The organism is Pseudoalteromonas sp. CO342X, from assembly GCF_004208915.1.
Lineage (GTDB): Bacteria > Pseudomonadota > Gammaproteobacteria > Enterobacterales > Alteromonadaceae > Pseudoalteromonas > Pseudoalteromonas maricaloris.
Genome location: NZ_SGPH01000041.1, coordinates 76197 through 90178 on the forward strand (window position 1 = coordinate 76197; position 13982 = coordinate 90178).

At 43.2% G+C, this 13982-nt stretch carries 11 protein-coding genes; 6 read left to right on the forward strand and 5 right to left on the reverse strand.

Translation table 11 applies throughout. From position 1 onward, the window contains the following. The first annotated feature begins 71 nt into the window (after positions 1 to 71). The 5 genes from EXT47_RS21650 (at position 72) to EXT47_RS21670 (ending at position 4793) form a co-directional block, all read left to right on the forward strand. Positions 72 to 1103 carry a nitronate monooxygenase family protein gene (locus EXT47_RS21650; protein ID WP_039496279.1) on the forward strand — a complete coding sequence of 344 codons (1032 nt, stop codon included), beginning with the start codon at positions 72 to 74 and terminating at the stop codon, positions 1101 to 1103. Positions 1104 to 1260: 157 nt separating this feature from the next. Beyond that, positions 1261 to 2223: a phosphatidylinositol transfer protein gene (locus tag EXT47_RS21655; RefSeq protein ID WP_039496280.1), complete on the forward strand. Its 963-nt coding sequence runs from the start codon at positions 1261 to 1263 to the stop codon at positions 2221 to 2223. A 241-nt stretch (positions 2224 to 2464) separates the two neighbouring features. After that, positions 2465 to 3382 (forward strand): triacylglycerol lipase, encoded by a 918-nt coding sequence (locus EXT47_RS21660; RefSeq protein WP_039496282.1) that lies wholly within the window; start codon positions 2465 to 2467, stop codon positions 3380 to 3382. After that, a complete protein-coding gene (locus EXT47_RS21665) occupies positions 3379 to 4227 on the forward strand; it encodes a lipase secretion chaperone (protein WP_039496284.1) in 849 nt (282 codons plus the stop codon). The genes EXT47_RS21660 and EXT47_RS21665 overlap by 4 nt, the downstream gene beginning before the upstream one ends. A gap of 110 nt (positions 4228 to 4337) precedes the next feature. Next, a complete protein-coding gene (locus EXT47_RS21670) occupies positions 4338 to 4793 on the forward strand; it encodes a hypothetical protein (protein ID WP_039496286.1) in 456 nt (151 codons plus the stop codon). 78 nt (positions 4794 to 4871) lie between these two features. On the opposite strand, the gene EXT47_RS21675 is transcribed toward EXT47_RS21670, so the two are convergent. Beyond that, positions 4872 to 5804, reverse strand: a complete 933-nt coding sequence (locus EXT47_RS21675) for a LysR family transcriptional regulator (protein WP_039496287.1) — start codon at positions 5802 to 5804, stop codon at positions 4872 to 4874. A gap of 111 nt (positions 5805 to 5915) precedes the next feature. On the opposite strand from EXT47_RS21675, the gene EXT47_RS21680 reads away from it, so the two are divergent. Beyond that, positions 5916 to 7028, forward strand: coding sequence for a VarG family subclass B1-like metallo-beta-lactamase (locus tag EXT47_RS21680; protein WP_039496288.1), 1113 nt, complete (start codon positions 5916 to 5918; stop codon positions 7026 to 7028). 290 nt (positions 7029 to 7318) lie between these two features. On the opposite strand, the gene katG is transcribed toward EXT47_RS21680, so the two are convergent. The 4 genes from katG to EXT47_RS21700 all read right to left on the reverse strand — a co-directional run bounded on the left by katG (position 7319) and on the right by EXT47_RS21700 (position 13966). After that, entirely contained in the window at positions 7319 to 9541 is a 2223-nt protein-coding gene (gene katG / locus EXT47_RS21685; RefSeq protein WP_165383833.1) for a catalase/peroxidase HPI, read from the reverse strand. A gap of 330 nt (positions 9542 to 9871) precedes the next feature. Beyond that, positions 9872 to 10645 (reverse strand): class I SAM-dependent methyltransferase, encoded by a 774-nt coding sequence (locus tag EXT47_RS21690; protein ID WP_130127569.1) that lies wholly within the window; start codon positions 10643 to 10645, stop codon positions 9872 to 9874. Between the two features lie 71 nt (positions 10646 to 10716). Next, positions 10717 to 12186, reverse strand: coding sequence for an amidase (locus EXT47_RS21695; RefSeq protein ID WP_017218739.1), 1470 nt, complete (start codon positions 12184 to 12186; stop codon positions 10717 to 10719). Positions 12187 to 12190: 4 nt separating this feature from the next. Continuing rightward, positions 12191 to 13966, reverse strand: a complete 1776-nt coding sequence (locus tag EXT47_RS21700) for an NAD(P)/FAD-dependent oxidoreductase (RefSeq protein WP_039496292.1) — start codon at positions 13964 to 13966, stop codon at positions 12191 to 12193. Between the last annotated feature and the right edge of the window lie 16 nt (positions 13967 to 13982).

Here is a 13982-nt window from a genome sequence, read left to right on the forward strand (position 1 = left end):
TTAAGCGCTTCTTCCCCACACTGAAAGCACCTTCGGCTTTATGTCGTTTTGCCTAAAACAAGGACCTTGTGATGCAGCTTACCACATTACTCAATATCTCCATTCCTATGATCCAAGCGCCAATGGCGGGCGTGCAAAATTGGCGCTTAGCGGCCGCAGCGACAAATGCCGGAATACTCGGCTCAATCCCTTGTGGGATGCTGAGTAAGGAGCAGATCGTTGCTGAAATCGAGCATTTTAAAGCGCATGCTTCTGGCCCATACAACCTTAACTTTTTTTGCCATGAAATGCCGGAACTTGACCCTTATCAGCAAGATAAGTGGAAGAAAAAGCTGGCTTCATATTACGATGAGCTGGAGTTAACACCTAGCGATGACATGGGGATCTTAAGACGCCCATTTGATAGGGAAATGGCTGAGGCCATTGCCCCTTATAAACCTCCCGCGATCAGTTTTCATTTTGGTCTTCCAGATGCCGAATTGGTCGAGTTGGTAAAGTCGTGGGGGACGATTATTTTATCTTCAGCAACGACCTTAGAAGAGGGGATATGGTTAGCTGAAAATGGTGCAGACATCGTGATAGCACAAGGGATTGAAGCGGGCGGACATAGAGCAACCTTTACAAAGGCAACTCTTGAGTCTCAGCTACATACTCGTCAATTGGTCACCATCCTCGCTGATGCGCTATCGGTTCCTGTAGTAGCTGCAGGTGGTATTGCTTCTCATCATGATGTCACTATGATGCACGAATTGGGTGCCTGTGGAACACAAATAGGCACATGCTTCTTACTATGTGATGAAGCAAGCACCTCTTTGGTACATCGTGATGCACTTAAATCACTGGCTGAACCGTCTGCCGTGACCAATGTGTTTTCTGGTCGCCCTGCGCGTGGGATTGAAAATCGCTTAATGATAGATCTTAATTTCATTAATGAAGATGTACCGACTTTTCCATACGCATCAGCTGCTTTGACGCCATTGCGCGCTGCTGCTGAAAAGCAAGGAAGTGGCGATTTTAGCCCGCTTTGGGCTGGGGTTAACCGCCAAGGTTGCATGGAAGTTAGTACACAAGAGATGGTAGAACATCTATGGAATGTTAAATAAATTATTTAAGTTAACAAATTTGACACATTTCGAGTTTATGCTCTAGCGTTTTATGACAAGGCCAACCCAGTTGTGCCTTGCTCTTTGTTACCTACGTAAGTCGATTATTTGCTTGGGTGACGTATTCGTTATGACAATAATAAACACGGAGTCGTGCATGAGACATTCTATTTTAACAGCAGCGTTATTCGCTTCTTTTTCTTCGCTGGCAACCCCTACTTGCCCAAGTATTACCGCATTAGAAACCCATTATGCAGCACCTAATATGGTCAAGCGTAGCTTTTCTAGCTCATTTAACAAATACTTATCTTGGCTGCCGAGTTACCATATGGTACACGATCAAGTAACCGCTGCCGGTGCTGCAACTCAGATCACTGCTAAATTTGACTACGGTAGCATCACTCATAAAGACTTGGAATTCGAGTCGGTGGAGTTTTACTACCGTGCTGAGTCGGACACAAATTGGCAGTATCTTGGTGAGCAAACCACCAATGGCGATGGTAAGGCGTTTATCACCTTGCCTGAATTATCGGCAGGTCAGTATCGTATATACGCAGGCGTACCAGCTGACGGCTCCGGTGCACAAGGTTATGTCACGGTCGTTGAGCCAGGTACTCAAGCGGTCCTGTTTGACATCGATGGTACATTAACCGAATCCGATGCCGAGCAAATTGGCGACTATACCGGAATAGATCATGCTGACCCCAAAGATGGCGCCTATGATTTAGTTCGCCACTATCTTGATTTGGGCTATCAACCCGTATTCTTAACAGCCAGAGTGTATTGGTATGCCAAAGGGACGCGCGGATGGTTAAATTGGATGGGCTTACCGCAAGGCTTTCTACGCACATCACTTAGCAATGAAACCAGCCTGTTTAAAACGGCAGAATATAAAACTGCGGAGATTAATCGCTTAAAGGCGCAGGGCATTGATGTCGTTCGTGCTTATGGTAATGCCAAAACAGATGCTGAAGCCTTTATCAAAGCGGGGATCCCAGCTTCTGAGGCGTTTACTATTGGTTCTGATGCCGGACATTACGGTACCACAGCAATTACCGGCAATAGTTACCAAGTGCATTTAGGTGAACTCACAACTTATCCTCACGCTGACTGCTTGTAGACCTTCCCCTCGATTGATCCTAATTTTTAGAAATTCGCAAAAGGAGCCGTATTTTGGCTTCTTTTGGGGTACTCTGTGCGTGCTAACCTCTGGGCCTAGGTACTAACTTACACTGCCATTATTTACTTTTGTTTACGTAACATTCATCAAAATTTCATTTTTTACACTATTCTGGCTTGACCTCTGACCATTGTAATCTAAAGTTTATTTGTTACTAAATTGTAATAATTGGAGCAAGTACATGAAAAGGTTTATTCTCAGCGCCCTGCTTGGGTTGCTATCGATCGTTACCTCTCCCGCCCACAGCGGTGAGGAGTTAGAGTATCCCGTGGTATTAGTTCACGGTCTGTTTGGTTTTGATAATCTGCTCGGAGTAGATTATTTTTATCGCGTACCACAGGTGATCCATGATGAAGGTGGGCAGGTTTATGTTGCAGAAGTATCATCAGCCCATAATTCAGAATTGCGTGGTGAGCAATTACTAGAGCAAGTTGCGTTGGTTCGAGCATTAACGGGTAAAGACAAAGTTAATTTGATTGGCCACAGCCAAGGCGCGCAAACAATTCGCTACGTCGCCTCAGTTAAACCTGAGTGGGTGGCCTCAGCGACTAGTATTGGTGGCGTAAACTGGGGGAGTCGTTTTGCAGATGTTGTTCGCGGTGGAGTAGACAGTGGCTCATTTTCGGAGCAGTTTTTAGCGTCGCTTGCTAACGGCCTTGCGGGGTTGATTGATTTGTTATCTGGTAAAGCAACCGCACCAAAAGATGCACTCGAAGCACTAGGTGCTTTGACCACGGCTGGCACATTAGCATTTAACCAAAAATACCCAGAGGGTGTGCCAAGTCATTATTGTGGCGAAACGCAAAGTCTAGCGAGCAATGGTGTGCATTATTTCTCATGGAGTGGCAGCAAAGCATGGACCAACGTATTTGACCCCGCTGACAACGCACTTGCACTGTTCTCTCAAGTTTTTGATGAGGCCAACGACGGCCTAGTATCAGCTTGTTCTAGTAATTTAGGTCAGGTGATCAATAACCAATTCAAAATGAATCATTTAGATCAGGTAAACCACACCATTGGTATTCATCACTTGTTCGAAACAGACCCATTAACCGTTTATCGCCAGCATATTCGCCGCTTAAAAGGTTTGGCGCTATGAAAAAGTGGGGCCTTTTGTTAATCATTTTGACTATGCTGTCGCTGGTTTATATTGAGAGTGAACAGCAAGAGACGCCGCGTCATGTTCCCCGGTTAGCGGTGTTATCTGAACAGCAAAATGATGCCCATAAGGTCCCACAACCCACAAGGAATGCATCTGTAAGCGCACATTGTGAGACCATTAATAAACAGCATAAGTACCAAATCGACGATTGGCTTTTTGAGCTACAAAACCATAACCAAGCCGAGCAGTGGCAAGCTTATCTGGAATTATTACCACAATGCCTTCACGAAGTTACAGGTCTCTACGTGCAATTTAAGCAGGCTTTAATTGATGTGGACACACATCTTAATCTACAAGAACGTGTTGAACTGCTACATGCGCTGCAGCGGCAATTTTTTACGGATGAAGTGATTGCAGTTTGGTTTGAAGATGATAATGCGTGGGATACGCAAGCTTTGACCCGATGGCAAATTTTGTCAGACGCATCTATATCTGAATCGCAAAAGCAGCAATTAATTGAGACGCATATCAGTGGGCTTCCAAAGCGTGAACAAGTGTTATTTCAAACCTCAGCCCAGTTACACACCCTAAACGCAAATTGGCAGCAAAAACACTATAACGAACTAAGCGCTGAGTACGGCGATGAAGCCGCAACGCGTATACTTGAAGTCCAGAAGCAACAACAGCATTGGCAGCAAAAACTACAGAGCTTTATGCTGCAAAAGCAAAATATTTTAGCCGAGCTTGGTGATAGCCAAATCGCAAAAGAAAAAGTCGAGTCACTACTCAAACAAACCTTCACGGAGAACGAGCAAAAGCGAGTTGCTGTATTGGTTAAGTGATAATTTTTAGTTATTGATAAGATGTATAGGCCGATTACGTGGAGCAGCCAAACCTGCAGCCATGAGCCCATCTTGGTAACTAGTCAATACAATCAAACAAGCAGTAAAACATGAAAATTGAACCAAACCTGTGGCAGCTTTATTTACAAGTATATTTTCAACCAATACAGCCAGTCCGCTTTGATACACGGGGCGCTATCTTGAGCCTTTGGAATCCACATGGAAAGGTATTTTGTAAAGATAGAAATCAGCGCTTATCACGATTTTGGCAAGGGGCTTTACAGCGTGCAAATTTGCCTTATCAGTTGCTGTGGGGCGGTGATCAGCAAATGCAATATCGAGAGTTAAGTGCTTATATAAAATGTGATTTAGCATCGGGATACCGATGGGCGGCACGATTAAACCAATTGGGATTTTATTTCGTTGAAGATAATCAATTGCATCTCTATAACAGTAGCGATAAAGCGCAAAGCGATGTGGTGACGGATAAGTTCGTATCTCGGCTTTGCTTTGTTGCACTACCTAAAAATAACTCTGGGTGTCTAGCTGCGCGAGGCGCAGTTTAGCTGTTTAATAACAGAACTATCGATAAAGATAATGCTTAGTTGGGAGACCGAATGGAAAGGCGATTTAATCGAGTCGCCTCACACCGTTTCACCGATTTCTTCATCCACCAAGCTTTTTATTTCCTGCCTCACCCACTGGTGGATTGGACTGTTGTGATGAATGAGATGCCAAAATTGTTCAACTTGAAAATCGGCAGTGTGGAACGGTAAATCGGCTACCGTGATGTCATAACGTCTACTTAAATGAGTGACCAGCCGCTTTGGTAAAGTGGCAATCAGATCCGTGTTAATCAATAACTCCGGCACCATCGAAAAATGGGGTAAAGATGCCACTACTTCCCGCTGAGCATTCAACCTTTTCAGTTCATGATCCATATCCGTTTTGCACAAGCCATTACCAGAAACGATTAGATGTCGGTTCTGGCAATAGCGCGCTAACGTCATAGGCTGATGAGCCCATTTATGCTGACAACACATTACTATGGCATAATTATCATTAAATAAACGCTGTTTAAATACGTTGGTGGGTGTCTCATCTGTGGAGTACAGTAATAAATCCGCCACCTTTTCCAAGTAGTCATGAAGCGGTATAAACGAGTTGTAAGACACAATTTGTAATTTCAAATTTGGAGCACGCTGTTGAAAACGCGCCAACAATTTCGGCACAATCATCATCATTTCGAAATCCAGCGCCCCTATAGTGAACACGCCTGAGTATTGCAGGGGGTCAAACTCATCATCCACCAACATATGACGAATAGTTGTGAGTGATAGCTCCAGTTCGCTACGAAGGCGCTCACCTTTTGCAGTTAAACGATACTCATTTTTCACCTTTACCAACAATGGATCAGCAAATTGCTTACGCAAGCGCATCAGGGCTCGACTCACTGCTGGCTGGCTCATGTTTAATGCTTGAGCGGCTTGACTAATATGCTTGTGGATCAACACCTTCTCTAAGATCGTTAACAAATTTAAGTCAATACTGCGTAGATTCAACTCAGGTACACCCATGCCATCACCGTATAAAGTTATGCGTAAATGATCTACATACTATAACAAACATGCATTTTTGATATATTTGTTTTTGTTTTATCTTTTTTTCATCTTATTGAGGAGAGAAAAATGAAACTACCCACCCTAGCTTTAACCCCTATTGCTGCTGCAGTGTTTACTTTTAATGTCAGTGCGTTGGGCCATGACCATAATAACCAACACGCAATTTTATTCCCTGGTGAAACGGCTCAAATCGAAGTTGAACCATCAGCAAAGCACTCGCTGAAAATCGGCCAAAAAATCAATAACCTTTATGAACGCCAGTTTGATGACAGTAAATTCACTGTACAAAAATTGGGTAAAAACACCTACTGGATCGGAGTAAATTACTACAACGCTACCGTTGTGGTGTCCAAAGACTCGGTGTTGCTGATTGACCCTCTTGGTGATGGTCGTATTGATGCGCTTTTTCGAGGCATTCAATCCATTACCAATAAGCCGATCACTGCTATTATGTATTCTCATTATCACCTAGATCATGTAGGTGGAGGTAATCAACTTATTGACTTAATTAAGAAAAATTACCCAAGGGTGGGTCATGTCCGTGTTATCGCTAGTCAAACCGTTGCTGACAAGATCAACCTTCACGCTGAATTGAACGAAAACGGTGTGAGAACCCCTAAAGTTCCTGCACCAAATGAAGTGTACGATTTGAAAAGAGCTAAAACGGTCAAATTTGGCTCCATAAGGCTGAAGATGATGGCACCAGAAGGTTCTGGTCACACACCGGATAACACGATGATTCTAATTCCAAGCGATCGCGTGCTGCATTTCGCTGACATGATTAACCCTGATCAGCTGCCGTTTTACAATTTTGCGGGAGCGGAAGATTTCCATGGTTACGAAGTGGATCTACAAAATCTTCTGAGGAAACCGCTCAGTAAGCACTGGAACTTTATTAATGGCGGTCATGGCAATATAGGTTCAAAAAAGGACGTAAAAGATCTGCTGGAATACATTGCTGATGTTAGAACTGAAGTCGGTAAACAATTAGAAGTTGCGCCCTACACCCCAATTTTTAGTGACGGCAACCACTTCATTTGGTTCAAACGCTGGCAAGAAGAGATCATCAATAATGTGCATTCCGAGCTAGCGAACAAATATGGGCACATGTATGGTTTCGATTCAGGTGCGGTGGAAACCCACGCAGCCATCATTTTGGCTGATATGATTGATCATTAAGTTTACTCGGCGCGCTAAGCGCCGATTTTTTGTGCATAAACTAAATTGAAGAATCGGCTCTCTACCTGTTGCATAAAGCCAACTACCCACGGCCAGTCAGATAAATTATCAACTATATTTGTCTACCCGGGGATCTCTAGTACCTGAAACTAATTTACAAATGTCTTATGAAAACAATGCGGGCAAGTGGTGCGAAAACGCATGTTAGCTATATTTTGACCTTAGTAGGTGTGCAGCACGAATAAAAAAACAGGGCCTAAATCAGGCCCTGTTTGCTCTACTTAATTGGTTTATTTTAAGTCAAAGCGGTCTAGTTGCATTACCTTCACCCAAGCGGCGATAAAATCGTCTACAAACTTCTGTTTGGCATCGTCCGATGCATAGACTTCGGTAATTGCGCGAAGTTCAGAGTTAGAACCAAAGATTAAATCAACCGGTGTTGCCGTCCATTTTATCTCTCCAGTTTTACGGTCACGACCTTCATATAAGCCTTCTTGCCCCTCTACTTTTGACCATTTAGTCGACATATCTAGCAGGTTAACAAAGAAGTCGTTGCTCAACTGACCTGGTTTGTCAGTAAATACACCGTGCTCTGAACCTTTGTAGTTTGCGTCTAAGCTACGTAGGCCGCCTAATAGTACCGTCATTTCAGGTACAGATAGGTCCAACATATTGGCTTTGTCTACTAACATTTCAGTTGGTGACATAAATGCTTCATCACTGTAATAGTTACGGAACGCGTCAGCTTTTGGCTCCAGATAGCTAAATGATAAGACATCTGTTTGTGCTTGTGAGGCATCGGTACGGCCCGGTTTAAACGCTACATTTACTTTGTAGCCTGCGTCGTTTGCGGCTTTTTCAACTGCTGCAGAACCACCTAACACAATCAAGTCGGCAATAGAGACCGCTTTTTTACCAGCGCGCTTATTAAAGCGGGTTTGAATGTCCGTCAATGTAGCTAGTACTTTGTTTACTTCGTCAGGGTTGTTTACCTCCCAACTTACCTGAGGCTCGAGGCGTAAACGGCCACCGTTTGCACCACCACGCATATCAGTAACACGGTGGCTAGATGCTGCAGACCATGCCGTTCTGATCAGTTCTTGCTTTGTTAGACCTGAGTTCAAGATTGATTTTTTCAGGGCGCTTATGTCCTTATTATCAATCATCTTGTAATCCGCTTTTGGAATTGGATCTTGCCAAGTCAGTACTTCGCTTGGTACTTCTGAGCCCACATAACGGGCTCTTGGACCCATATCACGGTGGGTCAATTTGAACCAAGCCTTCGCGAACGCCAACTCATATTGCTTTGGATCTTTGCGGAAGCGTTCAATAACCTTACGATATTCAGGGTCAAATTTTAATGCCAAATCCGTGGTGAACATTATTGGTGCGTGGCGTTTACCTTCAATGTGGGCGTCTGGCACTAGGTTTGCCGCAGCTTTGTTGTCAGGGATCCATTGGGTCGCTCCTGCTGGGCTTTTTGTCATTACCCAATTGAAATTCATTAGGTTGTCGAGATAATTGGTTGACCATTGAGTTGGTGTGACCGTCCAAGCCCCTTCTAAACCACTTGTTGTGGTGTCTGCACCTTTACCCGAACCGCATTTATTTTTCCAACCTAGACCTTGTGCTTCAATCTTTGCAGCGGCTGGTTCTTTACCCACACAATCAGATGGCTTTTTCGCGCCATGTGCTTTACCAAAGGTGTGACCACCCGCGATAAGTGCGACCACTTCTTCGTCGTTCATGGCCATGCGACCAAATGACATGCGAATATCTTTTGCGGCAAGTAATGGATCTGGTTTACCGTGTGGACCTTCAGGGTTGACATAAATAAGTCCCATTTCAACTGCTGCCAATGGGCCCTTTAGTTTGCCCTTGTTGTCGCGACGCTCGTCTTTTAAGAAAGCATCTTCTGGACCCCAATAAACTAAATCTGGTTCCCAATCGTCTTGACGGCCACCGGCGAAACCAAAGGTCTTAAAGCCCATTGACTCAAGCGCAACGTTGCCCGCTAAGACCATTAAGTCTGCCCACGATAGGCTACGACCGTACTTTTGTTTAATCGGCCATAATAATCGTCTTGCTTTGTCTAAGTTTGCGTTATCAGGCCAGCTGTTTAACGGATCAAAACGTTGTTGGCCACCTGCCGAGCCACCACGGCCATCGTGTACACGATAGACCCCGGCGCTATGCCATGCCATACGGATCATAAAGGGACCATAATGACCCCAGTCGGCAGGCCACCAGTCTTGTGAATCGGTGAGTGTTTGCTCAATGTCTTTTTTGACTTGCTTAAGATCTAGTTTGCTAAATTCAGCAGCATAATCAAAATTTGCGCCGTAAGGATTGGATTCTGGGCTGTGTTGTCTTAATGGGCTTAGGTTTAGTTGTTCTGGCCACCAAAATTGGTTGGTTTTTGCTTCACTCATTGCTGCAAAGCTCGGGGCTGATAGCGTTGTTGTTACTGCGAGCGCGACGGCAGACAACATCGTTCTAGATTTTCTATTCATGGGAGGTTCCCTCGTAATTAAAGTGTGTCTCAAACTGCGTGTTAAACTTTAGTTCACAAATTAGAAAGAGAAAATCCAGAAAAACAAATTGGTATATTCGGAAAAATAAATCGATAAAAAATTTAATTTATCAAAGTGTTATGTTTATCTTCTATAGCAAGAATATTTTTGAAGTGAAACTTTAATTTAGTCTTTTGCAATAATTGGCTTGGAACAGAAAGCTTGTAAGACCATATTGTATGTTGGTAGTTAACTAGGTGCGTAAGGGTTGTGCAAAAAAGTCTCGTGATTGTATTGGAGATGAAAAAATATGTGGCGGAGTAGTGAGTTCTACTCCGCTTTATTCGCCAATATTGAAAATAGCAATGGCACTTGATGCCCTTTATTCAATAACTGAAAGCCGTGTCCAGACACCGCCTCTAAACCTTCAAAGCAGTTATATGGACTAAAAGGGTGCTCATCAAAGTGGGTAATTGTAAGACCTGTTTGCATTAATGACTGCATCACTTCGGCGATTGAGTGCGGCCAAGTCGCAATGGTTTGTTTGCTATCTTGGTGGTTCTCGGTATAGGTTGATTCTTCGCTAATATCCGGCTGAGTTTGTGGGAAGTAAGGGTAACCTAAATGAAGGTCAATACTTGGGTGAAACTCCACAAAACAAAACTGACCGCCGGGCTTTAATGCACGGGCAATAGTGGCAGCCCACTGAGATAAATCTTGTAACCAGCAAATGGTGCCATAGGATGCAAAGACAATGTCGAATTGTGTGGTATTCTCAAGCCCAAATTGCGTGATATCCCGACAGATAAAACAGGCATCAAGCCCAGTTTGTTGAGCCAATGTATTTGCTCGCGTAATGGCTTCTGTTGAAAAGTCGACACCAGTTACCTTAGCCCCCAACCTTGCGAATGATAGGCTATCTAGGCCGAAGTGACATTGTAGGTGAAGCAGACTCTTGCCTGATACATTACCGAGTAGCTCACATTCTATGTGATTGAGCGAAGAGGTACCTTGTAAAAAGCGATTGACGTCATAAAACTCAGAGTCAAAATGTGCCTTGGCTCGTTCTTCCCATGCCGCACGATTGAGAGAGACATAATCCATATTGAATTCCTTATTTTTGTGGATTTTCTTTAACAATAAAAAAGTTGGCTCTGTTAGTCTAGCAAAGCAGTCTAATCAGCCGATTTGGTTAGACTGCTTTTGTACTTTTCTTCAATCAAACAGGCGGCAGCGATACATAGATGGTCCATGTTTTTTGCTGCAATTATTTGTGCTGACTTTGGCAATCCGTTCTCATCAAAACCTAAAGGTACAGATGTAGCTGGTAATTCTAGTGCATTGAATAAGCCTGCGTAAGCGAAATCGGCGGGATGGAAGAGCATTTTGCCATGTTTTGGCGCCGCGCTTGGAAATACAGGCATAATCAATATACCATTGTCTCCAAGCTGATTTTCGATGTCTTTTTGTAACCCTAGTCGTGTTTTTGGATCAAGGCTGACGCACTTTTTGAGGATTGGGAGTGAGTACTGATAAGTTAGTGTTGCTAAAATAGCAGGAAGTGAATACTGGCTTTTATGAAGCATGTATTTAACTAACTCCTGAATTGGACGGATTCCTTGACCATCTGATATAAGTTCGGCAATGGAAAGGTGCTGTACTGCTTCAATCCATATCATCAATGCATCTTTAATGGCATGGTGGTTCCATGATTGTACATTGGCCCCCATTGAAGCAAACATTTGACCCAATACATCAATAGGCTCACTCACGTTTGCGGCAACAGCTCTTGCAAAGGTAACCTTAGGTGATGAGCACATAAATACAGAAATTTCTGTTATATTAATGTCGCAGCTAGAAAAAGCGGGTAAATGTTTGACGTTCTTATCCAGGCCATCAGGGCCTGCCATGATCTTTAATAGCGGCATTAAGTCTTTAGCTGTTTTAGCTATTGGGCCTGCGCAAAAAAATGCTGCGACTTTTTGAGCATCCTGATTTTCTAGTCCAGTATCATGAAGAGGAGGGTGGCCTGTTAATGGAACTAGGCCTCCCGACGGTTTATGGCCATAGACTCCGCAAAAAGCCGCAGGGATCCTTATTGAGCCACCACCATCGGTTCCTACGCCAAAAGGTACGATACCAGCCCCAACTGCGGCAGCATCACCTCCACTGCTGCCTCCAGAGGTGTAGTTCAAATTCCAAGGGTTAGAGGTTTTTCCGTAGACTGGATTACTACATTCAGGCCACAACGCCATTTCTGAGCAGTTTGAAAGGCCAATAACAATAGCACCAGCCTTTTTTAAACGGGCGACAACAGTGGCATCATTCGATGCGTATTTTTCTATGCGTTTCATTGATCCAACTGTATGAGGAAGTCCTTCAAAGCCAAGACTCTCCTTTACTGTAAACGGCACACCATGTAAAGGTCCAACAACCTTACCTGATTGGATCATCAAGTCCGCTGCCTTCGCTTCTTTCAAAGCTAAAGCAAAACGCTCAATGACAACTGCATTGAGTTTACTGTTGCGTAGACATGTTTGAATGGCGGCCTGTACGACTTGGAATGAAGTCACCTTACCATTCAAAATGTCTTCGGCAATAACAAATGCACCTCGTTTCCAGCATATGTAAGGTGTATCAGACATATGTTTACATTTCCATTTCTGATATTTCTCTTGAGTCAACCTGAGCCGGTTGGTCGTCATTTTTCATCATCGACTGCAGAGGGGGGGTGTGCTTTTTATCGTGCGTTAAGCAACGTAAATGATCACCCATATTTGTGTACGGAGAAGAAAGTGAAGAGTTTACCTTCGCTTTCTTCACATAAAACGAGGGAATACAGAAAATTACAGTAGACTTTATGAGGTCTGAGGCAATTGCAATAAGACTCTTGGTCATGACTACTCCATGCTTTATGTTGAATTGCCATTTTACTTTTTTCATCACATATAGGCGAAGTCGAGCTAGTTTAAAGAAATATCGAGAAACGAATCGAGCGCGATCTTTATCGTTAGTCGCCCTGTATAATCTAAAATTTATTGTTTTTTCATAGAGGTTAGGTATTAATTCAGGAGCTAATGGTTGAGACGGATCTATTTGTTCAGTTATAAGCTCTAGTAACTCTGGAAAAGGGTAGCATTTAGGAGCATTTTCTTTACTAAAGCGGGGAAGCAATTTTGCAAAATGGTTAGCAGAGCGGCCATCTAGGTAACTACCGTTGATGAAATTAGGTAGTACGACATGGAAATAGCCCATATTGGCGACTTTAAGTGTCCAAGCCATTTTGAGAGGGTCGTTCATAATGAGATACCAATTACTCCAACTATCTTGGAGTGCTAATTGAGCTTTTACATGACGCTCCATTGCGTCAACATAATCCTGTGTAAGTTCATGATTTCGATCCTTGCTAATCATAGATGCTATCTGAGTGATTTCATGTGCAACATAAGCAAGACCTGCACTGTTTGCAGGGTCAAAAGTGAAAGCGGCATCTCCAAGTAAATACCAGCCGCTTTTTGAGTAATATTGCTCAGCTTCGTACATGTAGTTGTTGTAGCTACATGTATCATCTATGCTACCCGAACGTATCATGGCTGAAATGGAGGGATGGTCATTGTCTAGAATAGTTAGTAAGGATTCTAACTGAACATTTTTTTGTCCTAATAGCTCTGGCCGATAGGTTATGCCTATACTTACGTGATCTTTGCCTGTACTCGCTTTGAGAGGAATAATCCAAATCCAATATCCTTGGCCATAAAAATGATGGGTAACATAGTATGGATCATAGCAGTGGTGGTTAACTCGAGTATCCGTCATTTCAAACAGTTTTGTACGGTCAAACGAATTCATCCTGAACCAAAAAGAGCTGCGTTGATAAGCTGGGGCTTTATGCAGTTGCAATTGTTTGGCTAGTAGTCTTCGTCTTCCACTCGCGTCAATAACCCAGTCAGCGTCAATGTGGGTGGTCTCTCCGTTTTGCCCTTTGAGAACAACTTGATGTTTATGGTCACTATTATCAGATAAAATAACCTCCTGTACATCTTGATCTATTCTACGTATTCCTAATGTCGCATTGATATCTCTAATATCTTGATCGAATACGTTGCGATTTAGATTAAAAGACGGGAGTCGGTTTATTCCGGGGGCTTCATGTACAACATATTTGTTACACTTTTTGTCGTAAGATTGTTTAAAGTAATAAGACAAACCATATTTATGATAATGTTTTTCTTCTAGCAGAGTACTTAATCCAATCGCATTTAAAAATTGGACGGTCACTTCTACAGTGGATTCCCCAACCAAAGGAGAACGTGACTTTTGCTTACCTACTAATGTTACATTTATATCAGGGAATTTCTTTCTGAAGTACATAGCAGCTAGGTTACCTGCAATACCGGAACCCATTATGATTAAGTCGCTTTTCATTGTTTTTCCTTAATTA